Annotated in this window: 18 protein-coding genes; 6 read left to right on the top strand and 12 right to left on the bottom strand. The window is 54.6% G+C overall.

The window, feature by feature from the left end; genetic code table 11:
* Window positions 1-9 precede the first annotated feature (9 nt).
* Entirely contained in the window at window positions 10-1,545 is a 1,536-nt protein-coding gene (locus AC6I8V_RS11405; protein ID WP_497842374.1) for a SpoVR family protein, read from the bottom strand.
* A 505-nt stretch (window positions 1,546-2,050) separates the two neighbouring features.
* On the opposite strand from AC6I8V_RS11405, the gene AC6I8V_RS11400 reads away from it, so the two are divergent.
* On the top strand, window positions 2,051-3,352 hold the full coding sequence (locus AC6I8V_RS11400; protein ID WP_497842373.1) for a D-amino acid dehydrogenase: 1,302 nt from the start codon (window positions 2,051-2,053) through the stop codon (window positions 3,350-3,352).
* Between the two features lie 21 nt (window positions 3,353-3,373).
* Window positions 3,374-4,444, top strand: coding sequence for a catabolic alanine racemase DadX (dadX, locus tag AC6I8V_RS11395; protein WP_497842372.1), 1,071 nt, complete (start codon window positions 3,374-3,376; stop codon window positions 4,442-4,444).
* On the opposite strand, the gene AC6I8V_RS11390 is transcribed toward dadX, so the two are convergent.
* The 6 genes from AC6I8V_RS11390 to yeaG form a co-directional block, all read right to left on the bottom strand.
* Complete coding sequence (locus tag AC6I8V_RS11390) at window positions 4,437-5,630, bottom strand: multidrug effflux MFS transporter (RefSeq protein WP_497842371.1); 1,194 nt, start codon at window positions 5,628-5,630, stop codon at window positions 4,437-4,439. The genes dadX and AC6I8V_RS11390 overlap by 8 nt on opposite strands.
* A 119-nt stretch (window positions 5,631-5,749) precedes the next feature.
* Complete coding sequence (gene wbaP / locus AC6I8V_RS11385; protein ID WP_497842370.1) at window positions 5,750-7,216, bottom strand: undecaprenyl-phosphate galactose phosphotransferase WbaP; 1,467 nt, start codon at window positions 7,214-7,216, stop codon at window positions 5,750-5,752.
* A gap of 379 nt (window positions 7,217-7,595) precedes the next feature.
* Complete coding sequence (locus AC6I8V_RS11380) at window positions 7,596-7,829, bottom strand: DUF1480 family protein (protein WP_497842369.1); 234 nt, start codon at window positions 7,827-7,829, stop codon at window positions 7,596-7,598.
* Between the two features lie 77 nt (window positions 7,830-7,906).
* Window positions 7,907-9,634, bottom strand: coding sequence for a potassium/proton antiporter (locus AC6I8V_RS11375; RefSeq protein ID WP_497842368.1), 1,728 nt, complete (start codon window positions 9,632-9,634; stop codon window positions 7,907-7,909).
* Between the two features lie 231 nt (window positions 9,635-9,865).
* Window positions 9,866-11,143 carry a YeaH/YhbH family protein gene (locus AC6I8V_RS11370; protein WP_497842367.1) on the bottom strand — a complete coding sequence of 426 codons (1,278 nt, stop codon included), beginning with the start codon at window positions 11,141-11,143 and terminating at the stop codon, window positions 9,866-9,868.
* A gap of 91 nt (window positions 11,144-11,234) precedes the next feature.
* Complete coding sequence (gene yeaG / locus AC6I8V_RS11365; protein WP_497842366.1) at window positions 11,235-13,169, bottom strand: protein kinase YeaG; 1,935 nt, start codon at window positions 13,167-13,169, stop codon at window positions 11,235-11,237.
* Window positions 13,170-13,577: 408 nt separating this feature from the next.
* Here yeaG and AC6I8V_RS11360 point away from each other — a divergent pair, with 408 nt between their 5' ends.
* Together AC6I8V_RS11360 and AC6I8V_RS11355 are read left to right on the top strand one after the other, a co-directional pair.
* Window positions 13,578-14,327, top strand: coding sequence for a MipA/OmpV family protein (locus AC6I8V_RS11360; RefSeq protein WP_497842365.1), 750 nt, complete (start codon window positions 13,578-13,580; stop codon window positions 14,325-14,327).
* A gap of 85 nt (window positions 14,328-14,412) precedes the next feature.
* On the top strand, window positions 14,413-15,264 hold the full coding sequence (locus AC6I8V_RS11355; protein ID WP_497842364.1) for an aldo/keto reductase: 852 nt from the start codon (window positions 14,413-14,415) through the stop codon (window positions 15,262-15,264).
* A gap of 22 nt (window positions 15,265-15,286) precedes the next feature.
* Here AC6I8V_RS11355 and AC6I8V_RS11350 read toward each other — a convergent pair whose 3' ends face one another.
* On the bottom strand, window positions 15,287-16,162 hold the full coding sequence (locus tag AC6I8V_RS11350; RefSeq protein ID WP_497842363.1) for a D-hexose-6-phosphate mutarotase: 876 nt from the start codon (window positions 16,160-16,162) through the stop codon (window positions 15,287-15,289).
* A gap of 74 nt (window positions 16,163-16,236) precedes the next feature.
* On the bottom strand, window positions 16,237-17,235 hold the full coding sequence (gene gapA, locus AC6I8V_RS11345; RefSeq protein WP_497842362.1) for a glyceraldehyde-3-phosphate dehydrogenase: 999 nt from the start codon (window positions 17,233-17,235) through the stop codon (window positions 16,237-16,239).
* Window positions 17,236-17,574: 339 nt separating this feature from the next.
* Between gapA and msrB the strand changes: the two genes are divergently transcribed.
* Together msrB and AC6I8V_RS11335 are read left to right on the top strand one after the other, a co-directional pair.
* Entirely contained in the window at window positions 17,575-17,985 is a 411-nt protein-coding gene (msrB, locus tag AC6I8V_RS11340) for a peptide-methionine (R)-S-oxide reductase MsrB (RefSeq protein WP_497842361.1), read from the top strand.
* A gap of 2 nt (window positions 17,986-17,987) precedes the next feature.
* Complete coding sequence (locus tag AC6I8V_RS11335) at window positions 17,988-18,269, top strand: YeaC family protein (RefSeq protein ID WP_497842360.1); 282 nt, start codon at window positions 17,988-17,990, stop codon at window positions 18,267-18,269.
* Between the two features lie 42 nt (window positions 18,270-18,311).
* Here the strand turns inward: AC6I8V_RS11335 and pncA are convergent, their stop codons facing one another.
* The 3 genes from pncA to sppA all read right to left on the bottom strand — a co-directional run bounded on the left by pncA (window position 18,312) and on the right by sppA (window position 21,895).
* The gene (gene pncA / locus AC6I8V_RS11330; protein ID WP_497842359.1) at window positions 18,312-18,920 is read right to left on the bottom strand and encodes a bifunctional nicotinamidase/pyrazinamidase; all 609 of its coding nucleotides are present in this window, start codon (window positions 18,918-18,920) and stop codon (window positions 18,312-18,314) included.
* Between the two features lie 16 nt (window positions 18,921-18,936).
* Window positions 18,937-19,950: an asparaginase gene (ansA, locus tag AC6I8V_RS11325; RefSeq protein WP_497842358.1), complete on the bottom strand. Its 1,014-nt coding sequence runs from the start codon at window positions 19,948-19,950 to the stop codon at window positions 18,937-18,939.
* Between the two features lie 85 nt (window positions 19,951-20,035).
* Window positions 20,036-21,895 (bottom strand): signal peptide peptidase SppA, encoded by a 1,860-nt coding sequence (gene sppA / locus AC6I8V_RS11320; RefSeq protein WP_497842357.1) that lies wholly within the window; start codon window positions 21,893-21,895, stop codon window positions 20,036-20,038.
* Window positions 21,896-21,985 lie beyond the last annotated feature (90 nt).

Raw genomic sequence — 21,985 nt, 5'->3', positions numbered from 1 at the left:
CGTTAGCGGTTACAACGCCGGGCCGCGCGCCGGACTGCGGTCCAGCAGCTCCACGCTGCCATCCTCATTTTGCTGCTCAAGGATGATATCAAAGCCCCACAAGCGGTGGACATGCTTCAGCACGTCACGACGGCTTTTATCCAGCGGGGCGCGCTGCTGCGGCACATAACGTAGCGTCAGCGAACGGTCGCCGCGCAGGTCAACGTTGTACACCTGGATATTCGGTTCCAGATTGCTCAGGTTATACTGCGCCGACAGCTGCTGGCGGATGGCGCGATAACCCGCTTCATCATGGATCGCGGCAATTTCCAGATAATTGTTGCGGTCGTCGTCCAGCACGGTGAACAGGCGGAAATCGCGCATCACCTTCGGTGACAGGAACTGGCTGATAAAGCTCTCGTCCTTAAACTCACGCATGGCAAAGTGCAGCGTTTTCAGCCAGTCGGAACCGGCGATGTCCGGGAACCAGTAACGATCTTCTTCCGTCGGCGACTGACAGATACGCTTGATATCCTGGAACATGGCGAAACCCAGCGCATACGGGTTAATGCCGTTGTACCACGGGCTGTTATAGGCGGGCTGGAACACCACGTTAGTATGGCTGTGCAGGAACTCCATCATAAAGCGTTCCGACACTTTTCCTTCGTCATACAGGTGGTTAAGGATGGTGTAGTGCCAGAAGGTGGCCCAGCCTTCGTTCATCACCTGCGTCTGTTTCTGCGGATAAAAATACTGGCTGACTTTACGCACGATGCGCAGCACTTCACGCTGCCATGGCTCCAGCAGCGGCGCGTTCTTCTCCATAAAGTACAGCAGGTTTTCCTGCGGCTCAGAGGGATAGCGCGAGGCTTCAATCTGTACCAACTCTTTCTCTTTACGCGGCAGGGTACGCCACAGCGTATTCACCTGACTTTGCAGATACTCCTCACGGCTTTTCTGCCGTGCTTTCTCCTCCTGCAAAGAGATTTTTTGCGGACGTTTATAGCGATCCACACCGTAATTCATCAGCGCGTGGCAGGAGTCCAGCAGGCGTTCCACTTCTTCAACGCCATAGCGTTCTTCGCAGTCGGTGATGTAATTACGGGCAAACAGCAGGTAGTCAACAATCGAACTGGCATCGGTCCAGCTGCGGAACAGATAATTATTTTTGAAGAATGAGTTGTGACCATAACAGGCATGGGCCATAACCAGCGCCTGCATCGTTACGGTGTTCTCTTCCATCAGATAGGCAATACAGGGGTTGGAGTTAATCACAATCTCGTAAGCCAGGCCTTGCTGCCCGTGCTTATAACGCTGCTCGGTTTCGATAAACTTTTTACCGAACGACCAGTGGGCATAATTGATAGGCATACCCACGCTGGAGTAGGCATCCATCATCTGCTCAGAGGTAATCACTTCAATTTGATGCGGGTAAGTATCCAGCCCGTAGTGTTTGGCTACGCGGTCAATTTCCGCCAGATAGACATCGAGCAATTCAAATGTCCAGTCAGGTCCATCACTGAGTCGTTTACTGTTCCTGGTTGGCTCGTCAAAGATTGTCGTCATAGCGCACCTCTGTTTTGCAGAGTGGCAGGCAACGGATTGTCACCTGTCACGAACGTTTAAGGCTTCATCCTGAGAAAGACAGCCCAAAAAAACTGAGCGAACACTTCAATGATAGTCCACTGTCGCTTATCCGAAACCGGAACTCAAACGAATTCTTTTGGCACAAAATCATTCAAATCAACGCCGGGGATGATTTCATGATTCCAAATATGGATAACCAGCCATTTAGCAGAATAAAACTCTGATTATAAGAGCATTATATGACTGCGGCGCTTTCTCCTGAAAAAAGTGAAAATGACTGGATGCCGCATCATAAATTGCTGATTAATGACTTTTCAGCATAAAAAATCCTGATTTTGCCGTGTCGGCATGATTTTAGTTACCAGTTTGGTAAAAAACATGTGAAATGGTGTTGTCAGAAGTGAGCTGTTTTCAGGTGCCTGGATATGCTGTCTCAGGCTTAATCTATGGTCAATTATGCTTTTGTTGTCGCGTCGAGGGGCTTATGCGCGTAGTGATTCTGGGAAGTGGTGTGGTCGGCGTGGCAAGCGCCTGGTACCTGGCGCAGGCCGGGCATGAGGTTACGGTGATTGACCGCCAGCCGGGCGCCGCGCTGGAAACCAGCGCCGGTAACGCCGGACAAATTTCTCCCGGCTATGCCGCACCCTGGGCCGCACCGGGCGTACCCTTTAAAGCGGTTAAATGGATGTTCCAGCGCCACGCGCCGCTGGCGATCCGTCTGGATGGCAGCCGCTTTCAGCTGGAGTGGATGTGGAACATGTTGCGTAACTGCGACATGCGCCATTATCAGGAAAACAAAAGCCGCATGGTGCGCATCGCCGAATACAGCCGCGACTGCCTGAAAGCGCTGCGCGAAACGACCGGTATCGCCTATGAAGGGCGGCAGGGCGGCACCCTGCAACTGTTTCGTACCCAGCAGCAATTCGACAGCGCCAGCAAAGATATCGCGGTGCTGAAAGAGGCGGGGGTGCCTTACCAGCTGCTGGAGTCGCACCAGCTGGCCAGTGTTGAACCCGCGCTGGCGGCCACGGCCCACAAGCTGACCGGCGGCTTACGTCTGCCGAATGATGAAACCGGCGATTGCCAGCTGTTTACTCAGCGTCTGGCGGCGATGGCGCAGGCGGCGGGCGTCACCTTCCGTTTCGATACCCCGGTGGATCACCTGCTGCGTGAAGGCAACCGTATCTACGGCGTGAAGTGTGGCGATGAAGTGATCAAAGCCGATGCCTACGTGGTGGCCTTTGGTTCTTATTCGACCGCGCTGTTGAAAGATATTGTCGATATCCCGGTTTACCCGCTGAAAGGCTACTCGCTGACCATTCCGATTAAAAATTCCGACGCGGCTCCGGTGTCCACCATCCTTGATGAAACCTATAAAGTGGCGGTAACGCGCTTTGACGATCGCATCCGCGTCGGCGGCATGGCGGAAATTGTTGGTTTTAACACCAAACTGTTACCGGCACGACGTGAAACGCTGGAGATGGTGGTCAGCGATCTCTATCCTGAAGGCGGTTATGTTGAACAGGCCAGTTTCTGGACCGGATTACGTCCGATGACGCCGGATGGAACGCCGATTGTCGGGCGCACGCCGCTCTCCAATCTCTATCTCAATACCGGTCACGGTACGCTGGGATGGACTATGGCCTGTGGTTCCGGCCAGTTGCTGGCCGATCTGATTTCCGGTCAGAAACCGGCGATTGCGTCTGACGATTTATCGGTGCTGCGCTATCTGCCGGGTTTTGAGCCAAACACTTCGCCGTTGCGTAACGCTAACGCGGCGCGTTGAGCATTCAGGGAGAGCAAGAGCATGTCACGTCCTATTGTCGCCACCGTTAATCAACAGGCGCTGCGACATAATCTGGCCGTCGTTCGTCAGGCGGCACCGGCATCACATGTCTGGTCAGTGGTGAAGGCCAACGCTTACGGTCACGGTATTAGCCGCGTCTGGCAGAGCCTGGCGGAGACCGATGGTTTCGCGTTGCTGAATATGGAAGAGGCCATTCTGCTGCGTGAGCAGGGCTGGAAGAAGCCGATTTTGTTGCTGGAAGGTTTTTTCAAGCCGGACGATCTGCAACTGATTGACCGTTATCGGCTAACCACCAGCGTGCACAGCAACTGGCAGATTCAGGCGCTGGCGAAAGCCCGGCTTGCGGCGCCGATTGATATCTACCTGAAAGTGAACAGCGGCATGAACCGGCTGGGTTTCCGCCCGGAGCAGGTTAACACCGCCTGGCAGGCGGTGCGTGCGTTACCCAACGTGGGCGAGATGACGCTGATGGCGCACTTCGCCGATGCGGAAAACCCGCAGGGGCTGATTGAGCCGATGCAACGTATCGAGCTGGCGGCAGAGGGGCTGCACTGTCCGCGTTCGTTGTCGAACTCGGCGGCAACCTTATGGCACCCGGAAGCGCATTTCGACTGGGTTCGTCCTGGCATCGTGTTATATGGCGCGTCACCGAGCGGCAACTGGCAGGATATCGCCAGTTCCGGGCTGCAACCGGTTATGACCCTGACCAGCGAGATCATCGGCATTCAGCAGTTACATGCCGGAGAGGGTGTTGGCTACGGCTATCGTTACCATGCTGCCGCTGCCCAGCGCATCGGTGTGGTGGCCTGTGGCTATGCCGATGGCTATCCACGCCATGCGCCGACCGGAACGCCGGTCTCTGTCGATGGGGTGATGACCCGCACGCTGGGCGCGATTTCGATGGATATGATAATGATCGATCTGGAACCCTGCCCGCAGGCAGGCATTGGTTCGAAAGTGGAACTGTGGGGCGAACAGGTGAAAATCGATCAGGTGGCGAAAGCCGCCGGAACGGTGGGATATGAGCTGATGTGCGCCCTGGCCCCACGCGTTCCGGTGGAAGTTATTTAACGGCGGTCAGAGAACCGTGCATCCGTTTACTGCAGCGCCAGGCGATCAGCGCCAGCGCTGCACCCACCAGCATCATGAGTGCCAGCGCGGATTTCTCCGCCAGCGGCAGCGCAACCACCGCGAGGCTGCCGCCCGCACCACACGCCATCTGAATAAATCCCTGTAAGGCCGCAGCGACGCCTGCCTGTTGTTGATACGGCTCCAGCGCATAGCTGGTGGCCGGGCCAACGGTAAAGGCCAGGCCAGCAACGGCGATCGCCACCGGGATCATATACAGCGACCAGTGCGTCTGCCAGGCCTCCGGCAGCAGCGTCATCCCCGCCGTCAGCATGAGTGCGCCGATCAACATGGTGACAAAACCCATGGCAAGGCAGAACGGCCGTCCGGCTTTACGAATGGTTTTATTCACAAACGCACTGACCAGCATGATCCAGAAGCCATTGGCGCCAAAGGCGAACGAGAACTGCAACGGCGTCAGCCCTCCTTCGGTCATCAGCACATGCGGCGCCAGCGACACGTAAGTCAGCACCATGCCGAGCGCCCCGGCGTTTGCAAAAGCAAAGGCGAGAAAACGCGGTTCCCGCGCGATGGCGGCATACTGCGCCAGCGGCAGTCCGGCGACCCGCAGGGTATTGGCCGGGCGGGTTTCCGGCAGCCACAGCAGCACCACCGCCGTAATCACCACGGCGTAGACGCACAGGAACCAAAAGGGCGCACGCCAGCCAAAGGCATCGGCCAGCAGGCCGCCGAGCAGCGGTGCCAGCGCGGGCACAATATTCAGCGCACCGTTGAGAAAACCGTAAGCGCGTGCCGCTTCCTCGCCGCTCAGACGGTCACGCACGCCGCTGAAGGCCACCACGGCGGTGCAGCATACCGCGCATCCCTGAATTAAGCGCGCCAGCATAAACACCGGCCAGACCGTCGCCGTCGCCGCGACTCCGCTACCGATGATATACAGCGCCAGGCCAATCAGGGCGATTGGCTTACGACCAAAGTTGTCAACCAGCGGGCCTGTCACCAGCTGACCGATACCCATCACCAGTAAAAACAACGGGATAGTGGTCTGGATCAGACTGACCGGGCTGTTCAGGCCTGCGGCAATTTGCGGTAACGTCGGAAGGTAAAGATCAATGCCTAATGGTGCCAGCAGCACCAGGCTTAAAAGCAGCAGGGTAAATTTTTGCATCACAAACCAGAAACACTTGTTAAACAAGCGGGAAGGGTAATGATTAAGCAGGCAAAAAGAAAGGATTAAAAAGAAAAGGCGATGTCTGCCAGATTGCCACAGACATCGCGTCGAGGGTATCAGTAAGCGCCGTCGCGACGCAGCACCACGCCAGCCGTTTTGAACAGGATGGCGATGTCAGTCCACAGCGCCCAGTTCTTCACGTACCAGGAGTCGAAGTAGACGCGGGTATCGTAGTCAATATCGTTACGACCGCTGACCTGCCACAGGCCGGTCATCCCCGGTTTTGCCATCAGGTAGTAATCCACATCGCCGGCGTAACGTTCCAGCTCAGCTTCAATTACCGGACGCGGCCCCACCAGACTCATCTCCCCACGGATCACGTTCCACAGCTGGGGCAGTTCATCGAGACTGGTTTTACGCAGGAAACCGCCAATTTTGGTGATGCGCGGATCGTTTTTCAGTTTAAAGTCACGGTCCCATTCGGCACGCGCTTCTTCGCTGGTCGCCAGCAGGTTCTGCAACACTTCCTGCGAGTTGGTCACCATGGAGCGGAATTTAAGGCACTTAAATTTCTCGCCGTTATGTCCGATACGCTCGTGACCATAAATGGCGTTGCCGCCATCGCGTTTCACCATAAAGCACAGCAAACCGAACACCGGCGCGAGGAACAGCAGCAGCAGAGAGGCGACCACGATATCGAAGGTACGCTTCAGGAAGCGCGATGAGCGTTTCGCAAGGTTGTTGCTGACGCGCAGAATCATCACTTCGTGGCTGAAGATAAACGACATATCGGTGCCATACAGCGGCACGCCACGCAGCGTCGGAATGACCGAGACCGAACGGCACTGCATTTTGGAGAGAAACTTCAGCCACTTATCGCGCACCACCTGCTGCTCAAACTCGGTTGCCACAATAAACTGGGTGTTGTCGCGGTCCATGGTTTGCCAGTTAATATCTTCCCAGGTAAGCACCGGTACGCCGTTTACATTCTCCGGGCGGCCTTCTTCATCGAGAGCAATAAACGCCTGTACGTTGTAGCCAAGAATTTCTTCACTCTGCAACGCGGCATAGGCTTCCATGGCGTTCTTGCCCGAGCCAATGATGATGGTCTCTTTTTGCCACTGTCCGGCGCGATTAATCATGCGTTTCACTACGGCACGCATCAGCGGCAGCAGCAACAGCGCGTAAGTCCAGCTGAACACCCACACCATGCGCGAGAAGTCCCATTTCGAGAAGGCGATCAGCGCAAGGTCGAGCAGGGAAAACACAAACAGGGTTTTGATAATTTCTTTCAGTTCGAACCAGAAAGGCTTGCGGTAAGTGTAATGACGGAGGCGCACCCAAAACCACAGGGTACAAAGGAGTGCAAGGCCCATCTGGGCAATAAAGCGGTATTCAATCTGCTGCGGTGGAATAAAGGTGTCCAGTTCTCCCCAAATACCCTGGACGGTCGCCGCTGACAAGAACAATGCCAGATTTAAAGCAATTAAATCAGAAATGCTTAAGGCGATTTTCGAGATGATATTTTTTCGCAAGCCGCTCCACGAGCGGGTTGGGTTATTCATTACCAATGTACTTGCCATAAAACCTGCTCTCTTTTCTTAAGTAAAAGATGGCCTGACCAGAATCAAGTACGCGCTCAGGTGTGGATCGCCGAAAGAGGAAAGGCATTATTTTTCAGCGAGATATAAGTCAGTGTTGCCATAAGCGCTGCACCAAAAAGAGCCTGGAATGCGTGATTTTCGTCACGAAATGCTGCAGCAACACTAAAGAGTATGCAGGAGTTATTTGACGACGTTAATATGGAAATAGTCTGAAAAGGGGAATTATGATTAAAGAAATGATGATGTAAATGTATGAATTTATGTAATAAAACTAAAAAAACACTCGATATAGCGCTTCATTTTAAGACTGCTTTTCGGAATAACCGCCATACGAAGCGGATGGCGGTAATAAGTTTGCTCACGCAGGTTTTTTTAATACCCAGCGATCTTGCTGCTTATCATAATGTCCAATTTCCAAATCGACGGGTTCACCATCAATCCATGCCGGCACACTGGTTTCATGATCCCAGCCATCGAGCTGATAGCTCAGGCCGGGGTTTGTCAGGCAGGGGATACTGACGGTTTCGAGTTTTTCCGGGTTCAGTTCCGCATCGATGATCTCGTAACGACCAATCTTAACCACATGTCCCATCGTATTCTCCCGTGTGAACTGGGTGGAATAGTGATCATAGTCGTTCCAGAGCGGTTTACGAGGCGAATGCTCTCGGATTATTCCTTGTCTTCCGCCACGCGCACGCCAATCTTCAGGATATGGCTATCTTCTTTCTCCGCCACTGTCCAGATCAGCTGGTTCCATTCAACATGGTCACCGACTACCGGCGTGCTGCCCAGCAGCGTCATTACCAGCTGGCCCAGCGACTGCTGATCGTTGGTCTCTTCATCCAGATCCAGACCATAAATCTGCGCGACATCGCGCAGGCGCGCATCGGCATCAAGAATAAAGTCACCGAAGAAACGCTGGTCGAGGGCCACCGGCGGAGACTGACTAAACATCTTGCCGAGCGCGGGCAGGTCGCGCTCACGACCAATCACGCATAACACGTCACCTTCTTTCAGACGCGTGCTGCCGGTGGGATGCATCAACGCATTGTCGCGGAACAGGGCGGCGATCCGCGTCTCGCGTGGCATCTGTAAATCACGCAGCGCGGCGCCAACACACCATTTGTCGGCGCTGAGCTGATAAACGAACTGCTCCCACGGATTTTCCGGGTGAATATCCAGCCCGACGCGGCTAATCGGAGACGCCGTAGGCGGCACCACGACTTTGGCTTTACGCGCGGCATAACCGAGTGAGGTGCCCTGCAACATCAGCGAGACCAGCACCACGAAGAAGGCGATGTTGAAGTAAAGGGAAGCGTTCTCCAGCCCGGCCATCATCGGGAATACCGCGAGGATAATCGGCACCGCGCCGCGCAGTCCTACCCAGCTGATAAAAATGCGCTCGCGTCCGGTAAAACCTTTGAAGGGCAGCAGCCCGACCAGAATCGACAGCGGACGCGCCACCAGAATCAGCCACAGCGACAGCAGCATGGCCGGAATGGCGATATGCCAGAGGTCTGACGGCGTCACCAGCAGGCCCAGCACGATAAACATGCCGATTTGGCTCAGCCATGCCATACCATCGAAGGTTTGCAGGATGCCATGACGGTTGCGAATCGGGCTGTTGCCCAGCAGGAAGCCACACAGGTACACCGCCAGAATGCCGCTGCCCTCCATGACCGTGGTCAGGGCAAATACGATGATGCCGCCGCTCAGCGCCAGCAGGGGATACAGTCCCTGCGCCAGGTTAATGCGGTTAATCAGCTGTTGCAGTGCCCAGCCGCCGCCCAGCCCCAGCACAACGCCCAGACCGAACTGCTGCACCAGATGCACCACAAACATCCAGCTCAGGCCGCTTTGCCCCTGTTGAATCATGTCGATCAGCGTGATGGTAAGAAACACCGCCATCGGGTCGTTGCTGCCGGATTCGATCTCCAGCGTGGCGCTGACACGTTCGTTCAGGCCTTTATCGCCGAGCAGGGAGAACACGGCGGCGGCGTCGGTCGAGCCGATAATCGCGCCGATAAGAAAACCCTGCATCAGATCGAGATGGAACAGCCAGGCGGCAGCCACCCCGGTCAGTCCCGCGGTGATCATTACCCCGACGGTAGCCAGCGACAGCGCCGGGCCGAGCGCCACCTTAAACGAGCTGGCTTTGGTGCGCATCCCGCCATCCAGCAGAATAATCGCCAGCGCCAGGTTGGAGACCAGATACGCCACCGGGTAGTTATCAAAAGCGATACCGCCAATGCCATCGATGCCGGTCAGCATACCCAGTGCGAGGAAGATCACCAGAATCGGTATACCCAGACGCGAGGAAAAGGAGCTAAGCAGAATACTTGCCGCAACCAGCACTGAACCAATAATGAACAAACTGTAAACCATGCTGGCATTCAACGGCTTTTCTCCTGCGGCGGGTGGCAAATCAGGCGTAGTGCGCAACTTTCACGCGGGCAAGGACAAAAGATATCGTCTTATCAATAGGTTGTCAGCGCAAAATTTCACTTTTTTTAATTTCAGGAAGCAGCACCCCATCTGCGGTTAAAATTGGTTGAAAAATCAGCAGGGGTGAGGGCGGGTGAACCGGGGCGCGGGCAATAAAAAGCCGGTCAGTGACCGGCTATCTCATCAGGCGTCTGCCACCTGTTTATGGAAAAGCTCTCTAAATACCGGGTAAATATCTTCCGGCTCACGGATGTGCTGAATAGCAAAGTTATCGAACATCGCTTGCAAGTGCTCGTACTCACGCCACAGAGTCTGGTGCGCGCGGCGGGTGATCTCGATATAGCTGTAGTAACGCACCACGGGCAGAATATTCTTCGCCAGGATCTCGTGACAAAGCGGAGAGTCATCAGCCCAGTTGTCGCCATCCGACGCCTGAGCGGCGTAGATGTTCCATTGTGCCGGGTCGTAACGCTCTTTCACCACTTCATCCATCAGTTTCAGGGCGCTGGAGACGATGGTGCCGCCGGTCTCCTGCGAGTAGAAGAACTCCTGCTCGTCCACTTCCTTCGCCTGGGTATGGTGGCGGATATACACCACGTCGACGTTTTTATAGGTTCGGCTCAGGAACAGATAGAGCAGAATGTAAAAACGCTTCGCCATATCTTTGGTGGCCTGATCCATCGAGCCAGACACGTCCATCAGGCAGAACATTACCGCCTGGCTGGAAGGCTCAGGACGTTTCTCAAAGTTTTTGTAGCGCAGGTCAAAGGTGTCGATAAACGGCACGCGTTCGATACGCGCACGCAGCTCAGCAATCTCTTTACGCAGACGCTCCTCTTCCAGTAACTGGGCCGGTTCGGCTTTGCTCACCTCGTCAAGCGTGGCTTCCAGTTCATGCAGCATACGACGTTTGCCCGCAGTCATTGCGGTACGACGCGCCAGTGAGTTTTGCAGCGAACGGACCACGCTGATGTTGGCGGGCACCCCATTCGAGGTGAAGCCGGCGCGGTGCGTTTTATATTCGTTCAGCTGACGATGCTGATTTTTGCGCAGGTTAGGCAGCGCAAGATCTTCAAACAGCAGGTCAAGATATTCATCTTTCGAAATCTGGAAGACGAACTCGTCCTGGCCTTCACCATCCTGGCTGGCATTGCCCTGACCACTCCCGCCGCCACCGCCGCCGCCCTGTGGCCGCTCGACGCGATCGTTCTGAATAAAGTGGTCATTACCGGGATGGACGCGATGACGGCTGCCGCCGCGTCCCTGATGGAAAATCGGTTCATTGATGTCGTCAATTGGGATAGAGACGGACTCGCCGCTTTCCACGTCGGTGACCGAACGCTTGTTGATGGCCTCGGAGATCGACTGCTTGATTTGCGACTTGTAACGGCGCAGAAAGCGCTGCCGGTTGACCGCGCTTTTGTTTTTGCCGTTCAGACGCCGATCGATGAAATAGGCCATAAAGTTCCCCCAAACTACAGTGCAAGCCAGGTCGGGCAAGCCCGACCTTCCTCTTCCGACGCATGGGCGCCGTTTAGCTTACAGCCATCGATTATGACGATTTACGCACGCGCAGATACCATTCGCACAGCAGGCGGACCTGTTTGCGGGTATAGCCTTTCTCCATCATGCGATCGACAAAATCATCGTGTTTTTTCTGTTCGTCCGTTGAGGTTTTGGTATTAAACGAAATCACCGGCAGCAACTCTTCGGTGTTCGAGAACATTTTCTTCTCGATAACCGTGCGCAGTTTTTCGTAGCTGGTCCAGTTCGGATTGCGTCCGCTGTTGTGCGCACGGGCGCGCAGCACGAAGTTGACAATCTCGTTACGGAAATCTTTCGGGTTGCTGATCCCGGCAGGTTTCTCGATTTTTTCCAGCTCGGCGTTCAGTGATTCGCGGTCAAACAATTGTCCGGTATCCGGATCACGATACTCCTGATCCTGAATCCAGAAGTCGGCATAGGTGACATAACGGTCAAAAATGTTCTGGCCGTACTCGGAGTAGGACTCCAGATATGCCGTCTGAATCTCTTTGCCAATGAACTCCGCGTATTTCGGAATCAGATAGCCTTTCAGGTGCTCCAGATATTTCTCGGCCTGCTCCTGCGGGAACTGTTCACGTTCAATCTGCTGCTCCAGCACATAGAACAGGTGCACCGGGTTGGCCGCCACTTCTGCATGGTCGAAGTTGAACACGCGCGACAGGATTTTAAAGGCGAAACGGGTTGAGAGGCCGTTCATCCCTTCGTCCACGCCAGCGTAGTCGTGATACTCCTGCCATGACTTGGCTTTCGGATCGGTATCTTTCAGGCTTTCACCATCATAGACGCGCATTTTTGAATAGATGCTGGAGTTTTCCGGCTCTTTCAAACGCGACAGAATGGAGAAGCGCGCTAAGGTTTCCAGCGTGCCCGGTGCGCATGGCGCAGTGGTCAGCTCACTGTGATTAAGCAGTTTCTCGTAGATTTTGATCTCTTCGGAAACGCGCAGGCAGTAAGGCACTTTGACAATGTACACACGGTCAAGGAACGCCTCGTTGTTTTTGTTGTTACGGAAGGTGACCCATTCTGATTCGTTGGAGTGCGCCAGAATGATGCCGTTAAACGGCAGGGCGGAGATACCTTCCGTGCCGTTATAGTTACCTTCCTGAGTGGCGGTCAGCAGCGGATGCAGCACTTTAATCGGTGCTTTGAACATCTCAACGAATTCCATGATGCCCTGGTTAGCGCGGCACAAGGCGCCGGAGTAGCCGTAGGCATCAGGATCGTTCTGCGCGTGGTTTTCCAGTTTGCGGATATCCACTTTACCCACCAGGGCGGAGATATCCTGGTTGTTCTCGTCGCCGGGTTCCGTTTTGGCAATCGCCAGCTGTTCCAGAATCGACGGCCAGACTTTAACAACTTTGAAGCGGGTGATGTCGCCGCCATACTCATGCAGGCGTTTGGCCGCCCACGGCGACATGATGGTGCCAAGGTAGCGACGCGGTACGCCATACTCTTTTTCGAGGATATTGGCGTCTTCCTGCGGGTTAAACAGGCACAGCGGATGGTCATTCACCGGGCTGCGCTCGCCATCCGCGCTCAGCACGTAAATTGGTACGCGCTGCATTAACGCTTTCAGGCGTTCAGCCAGTGAAGATTTACCGCCACCCACCGGACCCAGCAGGTAAAGAATCTGTTTCTTCTCCTCCAGCCCCTGCGCGGCATGTTTCAGGTAAGAGACGATTTGCTCAATCGCTTCTTCCATGCCATAGAACTCTTCAAACGCGGGGTAGCGTCCAATGACGCGATTCGAGAATATTCTGGAAAGGCGTGGCTCCTGAGCAGTATCAACCATCACTGGCTCACCAATGGCCATCAACAGTCGCTCTGCAGCGTTGGCGTATGCACTGCGATCCTGCTTACAAATTGCGAGGAACTCCTGCAGTGTGAACTCTTCGTCCTTGGCAGCTTCATAACGCTGACGATAGTGATCGAATATATTCATAGCGATGCCCGTCCTTTCGTTTTTAGCACAGGTAAAGGAGCGTAATTAGATGCTCATGCAGCTCCCGGAAGATATTCTCTATTGAGTACAGCAACCCTTATGCCAACCTGACGTTTTTTTATCGGGATACACAATTCTTATGGTTACTCTGCTCGTACAACAACTCTTGTCTCACTTTTAACTGTAGAAGGCATTTAAGAAATTTCCTCCGTCTTTTATCCGTATTTAGCGATATATCAATAACAAAGTCTCATAAGGCCCAGGGATCTTCTCCCTCAATTGCCGCCGGTATCGCCCCTCTGAGACAATTCCGGAGTTGCTAACGACAACCTTCATTAAAAGTTAAACCATGGAAAGAATTTGGTTAGACTCTGCGTGTGATTGTTATATTAATGGACTGAACAAATTGTGAACCATTTCAAACTTAAAGCGCTTGCTTTACTCGTTCCCTGCTATTTTGCGGCGTTCAGCACCTATGCTGAACCCTTATCTCTCGGGGCTTCCGTTATTTACGCGCAGTCACCTTACCGGGGCGGACAGGATCGTTATCTGCCCATTCCGGTGATCAACTATGAAGGGGAAAATTTCTGGCTCCACAGTCTGCAGGGGGGTTACTACCTGTGGAAAGACCCGCAAAATCAGCTGTCGCTGACGGTGCTGGGTTCACCTCAGGAGTATGATCCTAAAGAGAATGATCTGGGGGATATGAAGGATCTGGATAAGCGTCGTATGACGCTGATGGCCGGTGCCAGCTATCGCCATGTCGCGCAGTGGGGCATTCTGCGTACTGCGCTGCTGGGCGATGTACTCAACAACAGCAACGGTGTGATGTGGGACCTGACCTACCTCTACAACTTCAACTTTGGCGCATTCAGCCTGACGCCGGGGATTGGCGCGCTGTGGAACAGTGCCAACCAGAACCGTTACTACTATGGCGTATCTGCCCATGAAAGCGCGCGTACCGGCATCGATCAATATCAGCCGGATGATGGCTGGTCACCTTATGTTGAAATGAACGCCAGCTACCAGATTAGTGAGCGCTGGAACGCCAGTATGTCGGGTCGCTATATGAAGTTCTCCAGTGAAATCAAAGACAGCCCAATGATTGACAAGAGCGGGCAGTTCCTTATCTGGACGGGAGTCAGCTACACCTTCTAATGGCTGCCTGTCAACGCCCCATCATGGGGCGTTTTTCTTACCTTGCACCAATGTTGCGCACCATTATGGTTCATCAGGAGGATCTATGACGAAGACAATTCAGTTCATCGGAGAACCACCTTTACCGGCGATCGGTCAGGGTACCTGGTATATGGGTGAAAACCCGGCCACACATCAGCAGGAAGTGGCTGCTTTGCAGGCGGGGCTGGATGCCGGGCTGCGTCTTATCGATACCGCAGAGATGTATGCTGAGGGCGGTGCCGAGCGGGTGGTGGGTGACGCGCTGCAAGGGCGACGCGATCAGGCCTGGCTGGTCTCGAAGGTCTACCCGTGGAATGCCGGCGAAGTGGATGCCATCGATGCCTGTGAGCGCAGCCTGCAACGCCTGCGAACCGATTACCTCGATCTCTACCTGCTGCACTGGCGCGGTAATATTCCGCTGGAAGAGACCATCCGCGCGATGGAAACGCTGCAACAGCAGGGGAAAATCCGTCACTGGGGAGTATCGAATTTTGACACTGAGGATATGCAGGAGTTGTGGGGCGAGCCAGGCGGCGAAGCCTGTCTGACTAATCAGGTGCTCTACCATCTGGCCTCGCGCGGGATTGAGTATGATTTGCTGCCGGAATGTCAGCAGCGCAACGTACCGATCATGGCGTATTGTCCGCTGGCACAGGCTGGCCGCTTACGTCAGTCATTGTTCAGCGACCCACGGGTGCAGCAGATTGCACAACAGCAGGGCATTAGCGTAGCGCAACTGCTGCTGGCGTGGGTGATTCGTAAAGATGGGGTGATCGCCATTCCTAAAGCCAGCAGTGTGGCCCATGTGCAGGAAAATGCGGCGGCGCTTAAGGTGGTATTAAGCGGTGAGCAGCTGGCGATATTAAATCAGGCTTTTCCACCGCCGCAGGAAAAACAGCCGCTGGATGTGGTCTAGCGGCGCCTCAGCGCCGCTCTGATTACGGCTTGTTGCGCAGCCGGAAGGTGGTGGCGAGGCGGGCAGGGGATTCACCTGCGCTTACCAGCGGCTGATTAATGCGGGCGGTTTCGACGCAGACCATGGTTTTGTAACCGTCATTCGGCATATCGGCCATGCTGCAAGACAGTTCCGGTCCGGGATTCCATGTGACAACGTCACTTTGATAATGATGGTAAACCTCAATCTGACGGTTACCGCCTTTATCATGGATCACGCTGCAATCATCCGCCGCAGTAAAAATACGATCGATGCGGTCGGGATAGGTTTGTTTGCCATTGGAGGCAACAACCGCATTACCGTTGACCTTATCAATAAAGCTGTTACCGAGGCCGCTGACTTCAGTCCCGGCGATATCCGCCACCTGGAAGTAGCTGTGCAGCGCGGCAGTGGCTTCAAAGTCGCCATGGGCTTCGAGTTCAATCTCGCAATGGGATTCGATACGGAAGCGGGCGAACAGCGTAAAATCGTGCGGCCAGAGTTTTTTGGTTTGCGCGTTGCTTTCGAGGGAAAAAGTCAGCAGCACGCCATCTTCGTTTTCATCATGAGCAGACAGCGTCCACGGCTGATTACGGGCAAAGCCGTGCGCAGGCTCACCGGCCGGGCCAAACCACGGCCAGCAAATCGGCACGCCGCCGCGAATGGCTTTACCGGCGACGAACGGAGTCTTTTCACTGAGCCAGATGACGGGCTGTTGGCCGCCAGGCTGCCAGGCCAGCAGATGGGCGCCCTGTAGGGTAATGGCGGCACGTACGCGCGGATGGCTGACAATAATAACCGGCAGATCGCCGATTTGACGTTGTGACAGGTAAGGTGTGATCTGTTCAACCACAGGTAGCGAAAAAAGTGACTCTTGCATACAAAGACCTTCTCTTAAGCTAGCCAAATAAAAAGGGCGACCGAAGTCGCCCCTTGTCTGTTGTACTGGTTATCTTACTTAGCAGAAACCAGAGCAATCAGATCGAGAACCTTGTTGGAGTAACCGGTTTCGTTATCGTACCAGGAAACCAGTTTCACAAAGTTGTCATTCAGCGCGATACCTGCTTTAGCGTCGAATACTGAAGTCAGCACTTCGCCGTTGAAATCGGTAGAAACGACGTCGTCTTCAACATAGCCCAGCACGTCTTTCATTTCGCCTTCAGCAGCGGCTTTGATTGCAGCACAAATTTCTTTGTAAGAGGCTGCTTTCGCCAGACGCACGGTCAGGTCAACAACAGATACGTTCGGGGTAGGAACGCGGAACGCCATACCTGTCAGTTTGCCATTCAGTTCCGGCAGAACTTTACCTACAGCTTTAGCTGCGCCGGTAGAAGACGGGATGATGTTCTGAGATGCGCCACGACCGCCGCGCCAGTCTTTGTGAGACGGGCCATCAACGGTTTTCTGAGTCGCGGTGGTCGCGTGAACGGTGGTCATCAGACCTTCAACGATACCGAATTTGTCGTTGATAACTTTTGCCAGCGGAGCCAGGCAGTTGGTGGTGCAGGATGCGTTAGAAACGATATCCTGGCCAGCATATTTGTCGAAGTTAGCACCACGAACGAACATCGGGGTGTCATCTTTAGACGGGCCAGTCAGAACCACTTTTTTGGCGCCGGCGGTGATGTGTTTACGTGCGGTTTCGTCGGTCAGGAAGATACCGGTTGCTTCAGCAACAACGTCAACACCCACTTCGTCCCATTTCAGGTTAGCCGGGTCTTTCTCAGCGGTAACACGGATTTTTTTACCGTTAACAATCAGCGCGCCGTCTTTAACTTCTACGGTGCCGTCGAAACGACCATGCGTAGAGTCATATTTCAGCATGTAAGCCATGTATTCGGCGTCCAGCAGGTCGTTGATCGCGACGATTTCGATGTCAGAACGCTGCTGTGCAGCACGGAAAACGATGCGACCGATACGGCCAAAACCGTTGATACCTACTTTGATAGTCATATATTCCACCAGCTATTTGTTAGTGAATAAAAGGTTGGCTGTAAAATTACAAAAACCTTACCAGGCGTCAAGCGGAATCGTGTCAATTGTTGCGACAGGTCAATTCGCGTGACAGGAATTATTCGTTGCGCAAACGCTTGCGCAACGCGGATTATTCCAGAGCCAGATTCGCCGATCGCCGACTATAAAGGGATGGCTTTTCTAAAGGGTGATCGACTTCACAAATTCGCGTTGTGATCATCATGAGAGATGCGTTCGCACGAAAAAAGACCCGGATGATGTTATTCGTTTGTTAGAATACTAGTCGATTTTTTCAGAATGACACTCCGGAATCCCAAAATGGCTAAAGACACCGCATCCGCGGAAAAAATCGCGCAGCTGTCGGAAATGCAGCGCTATGTAACCCAGCATCGTGGAACGGAACCCCCTTTTACTGGCGCCCTTCTGCATAACAAGCAGGAGGGCATCTATCACTGCCTGGTCTGTAACGCTCCGCTGTTCCTCTCCGAAAGCAAGTATGACTCTGGCTGTGGCTGGCCGAGCTTTTATCAGCCGGTCAATGATGACGCCATCCGTTACCTGGAAGATGATTCACATGGTATGCAGCGCATTGAAATCCGCTGTGGCACCTGTGATGCGCACCTCGGTCATGTCTTCCCGGATGGACCGCAACCCACCGGTGAGCGCTACTGCGTGAACTCTGCCTCGCTCAGTTTTACTGACGAGCAGGGCAACGAAAAACAGGGGTAAGGATGAAACAGGAACTGGAAGCGATGCTGGCGGCGATGACGCCAGAAGTTTACCAGCGTCTGGCGACGGCGGTGGAAACCGGCAAATGGCCGGATGGCGTAGCCCTGACCCCCGAGCAGCGTGAAAACTGTCTGCAACTGGTGATGCTATGGCAGGCTCGTCATAACGAGGCGCCGCAGCATATGACCATCGGCAAAGGCGGTGAAATGGTGATGAAGTCGAAGAAGGAATTGAAGGAAGAGTTCGGTATTGAGCCGGATGTCACCCGCATCAATCTTCACTGAGTTTCCCAAAGCAGCAGGGCTGGTAATCACCAGCCCTGTTTTTCAGATAATTACCGCGCCCTGGTTGCGCATCTGCTCAATGGCGATGGCGCTATCATCCGGGTTGAGATTTACGCCGCGGCAGCCTTCTTCAACCACCTCGACCTGATAACCCAATTCCAGCGCATCCAGCACGCTGTACTTAACGCAGTAATCGGTCGCCAGTCCCAGCACCACTAAATGGCTGATGTCGCGTTCGCGCAGCCAGCTGTCCAGCTCGGTTTTACGACGATGGCCGTTATCGAAGAAGGCGCTATAGCTGTCGACTTCGACATCTTCTCCTTTATGGAATACCGCATCAATTAACGAGCGGTCCAGATCGGGATGGAAATCGGCCCCTGCCGACCCCTGGATGCCATGATCCGGCCACCAGATCTGCGCCAGTCCGTTCAGTTCCCCTAAGGTATAGACCGGTTCGCCGGAGACCGAGGCAAAACTGCCGTGGTTGTCCGGGTGCCAGTCCTGCAACGCCACCACACACTCTCCCCGGGCACGAAATTCGCGTGCGTAGCGATTAGCGACGGCAACGGTCAGATCGCCTTCACGCACGGCCATCGGGCCGCCAGGGCAAAAATCGTTTTGAATATCGATGATTATCAATGCCCGCTTCATTACTTCTCGCTCCGTATCAGTCTTCAGTCAGTTCGCCGCGTAGATTCTGCTGCATTTTGGCACGAATTTCCGCGCTGGTGAGATTTTGACTCAGTAAAAAGTGAAGTTTTGTTAATGTCGCTTCCACGGTCAGGTCAGCACCGCTGATAACCCCGGCATGTTCCAGCGCATTACCTGTGGCGTAGCCGCCCATATTGACTTTACCGGACATGCATTGCGTCAGGTTAACCACCACGATGCCGCGCTCGCTGGCCTGTTGCAATTCAGCGAGGAACTCGGCGTTCTGCGGTGCGTTACCGACGCCATAGGAGCGCAGGATCAGGGCTTTCACCGGCTGGCGCAGGAAGTTGCGCACCACTTCCGCGGAAATCCCCGGATAAATCGTCACCACGCCAATCGGTTGCGGCGTGATCGGATGAACAATCAGCTCGCCTGTACCCTGCGGGGCCGGCGGCGTGTTCAGACGACGAATATGGATACCGGCTTCCAGCAGTGGCGACAGGTTAGGTGAGGCGAACGCATTGAAGCCATCAGCGTGCGCTTTGGTGGTACGGTTGCCGCGGAACAGCGTGTTATTAAAGAATAGCGCCACTTCGTTGATCGGATAATTGGCCGCCACATACAACGAGTTGAGCAGGTTTTGCTGGCCGTCTGAGCGTAATTCCGCCAGCGGAATCTGCGAACCGGTCACAATCACCGGCTTAGCGAGGTTCTCCAGCATAAAGGAGAGCGCAGAGGCGGTGAAGGCCATGGTATCGGTGCCATGCAGAATAACGAAACCGTCGTAGCGATCATAATTCTGCTTAATATCATCCGCGATCGCCTGCCAGTCATCCGGCGTCATGTCGGAGGAATCCATCAGCGGATTGTATTCATGGATGGTGAACGCAGGCATCTCGGGGCGATGAAACTCCGGCATATTGGCCAGCTGTTGTTGCAGGTGACCGGAAACCGGGATATAGCCTTGCGCTGAACGCTGCATACCGATGGTCCCGCCCGTGTAGGCTACGTAGATATTTTTCTTTTGCATGAATGGACTCAGACTTGCCGTAAAACGCGCAGTATAAGGGGATTAGCGGGGAAAAGCAGCCCGACCAGCGGTCGGGCTGTAAAGATTATCGTACGTCGCCGCAGCTCAGGCAGAAGGCGTAACGATTTTGCGGATCGTTGAGGTTATCGAACAGACCGGGCTGGTTCTTCATTGCACTCATCACATCCAGCATCGGTGCCGGCAGCCACACTTTCAGCGCCTGCGGCATTACCGCCTGCACCGACGCGTTCATCTGATTCAGCAGCAGATCCAGCATACCCGGATCGTCCTGATACCAGGTCAGCTGCGGCGTAGCCACTTTCGCCAGCTCAGCGGCTTTGTGCACCGCATCATCAAAGTCACCCAATGCATCCACCAGGCCATTGGCTTTCGCATCGCTACCGGTCCACACATGGCCCTGCGCGATGTCGTTGATCTGCTCCGGCGTTTTATGACGCGAGGTGGCGACCAGACCGACAAAGTTACGGTAGCCGTTCTCGATGGTCAGCTGCATCAGCTGCTGAACTTCGGTCGGCAAGGCTTTGGTGCTTGCCACATCCGCCAGCGGTGACGTGGCCACGCCATCGGTATGCACGCCAATGGTGCTGAGGCTGTTCTCAACCGTGTTGATCACGCCAAAGATACCAATCGAGCCGGTGAGGGTTGTTGGGCTGGCCACGATATAGTCGGCCGGAGTCGAGATCCAGTATCCACCCGAAGCCGCCATGCCGCCCATGGAGACCACCACCGGTTTCCCGGCCGCGTGTGCGGCAGCCAGTTCTTCACGGATCGCTTCGGACGCGGTCACGCTGCCGCCAGGGCTGTTGACGCGCAGAATAATCGCTTTGATTTTCGGATCCAGACGCGCATCGCGGATCTGCGCTGCGGTGGTATCACCGCCGACGTTGCCTGCGCTCTCTTCGCCGTCCATGATCGCACCGCTCGCCAGAATCACCGCGATGTTGCCATCCTGGTGCTGAGGCGGCTGTTTAACGGTGTAATCATAAATGCTGACGTTACGATAATCGTTATTGTCCTTATCCCAGCCGAAGGTTTTGACCAGTTCCTGGTCTGCGGCGGCACGGCTATCCAGTACGTCAACCAGCTTGTTGTCCAGCGCGTATTTGGCGGTATCGCCCTGTACCGCCTGCAATCCGCTGATGATGCCCGCAGCACCGGGGAACAACTGCTCCGGCGTAATCTGGCGGTTTGCCGACACGGTGTTCAGGTAGTTCTGCCACAGCTGACCCACCCAGCGGCTATCGGCATCGCGTGCTTCCGGTGACATATCGTCGCGCAGGAAGGGTTCAACCGCCGATTTATAAGTACCGACGCGGAACACATGCGAGTTGACTTTCAGCTTGTCGAGCAGCGTTTTGTAGTACAGGCCGTTCGTGGCGAAACCGTGCAGATCAACGGTGCCCTGCGGGGAGAGATAGACTTTGCTGGCATAGCTGGCCAGATAATATTGCGCCTGGCTGTAGCTGTCGCCAATCGCGTAGACCGGTTTGCCGCTGTCGCGGAATTCGCGCAGCGCCTTGCCGACATATTGCAGCGAAGGCTGATCGCCACCGGCGAAGTCACGCAGATCCAGCACGATACCGGTGATGTTTTTGTCGCCTTTCGCCTGGCGAATAGCATCCACCACATCAAACAGCGAATTTTCCTGTAGGCGATCGCTGCTGGTGCCCAGCAGCTGGCGGCCAATGCGGCTTAAACGGTTGCTGACCGAGGGCTTGTCTACCAGCATCCCGCTGAGATCGACTTTTAGCGCACCCTGCTGGACCGGCTCGCTGCTGCTGGAACCGCTAAATTGCAGCCAAATGCCAACGCCGGCCAGGATTAAAACAATAAGAAACAAATTAAGAATAAATTCCCGAATAAAATTCAGCACCCGCCAGCCCCAGCGGAAAATGCCAGCAATAATTCGCCACAATGTGCGCATAGACTCTCCATATTCACGTAGCCGAAGACAGCCTGCACGCTGGCTGCCCCGATGTCGTCCTCATCCTAAAGAGCAGCGTGCTAAAAGTCA

It is taken from the genome of Pantoea sp. X-Soil-TKNS-1207 (assembly GCF_059730485.1).
The sequence above is the reverse complement of the archived record's forward strand: the minus strand, read 5'-3'. Positions and strand labels throughout refer to the sequence as shown.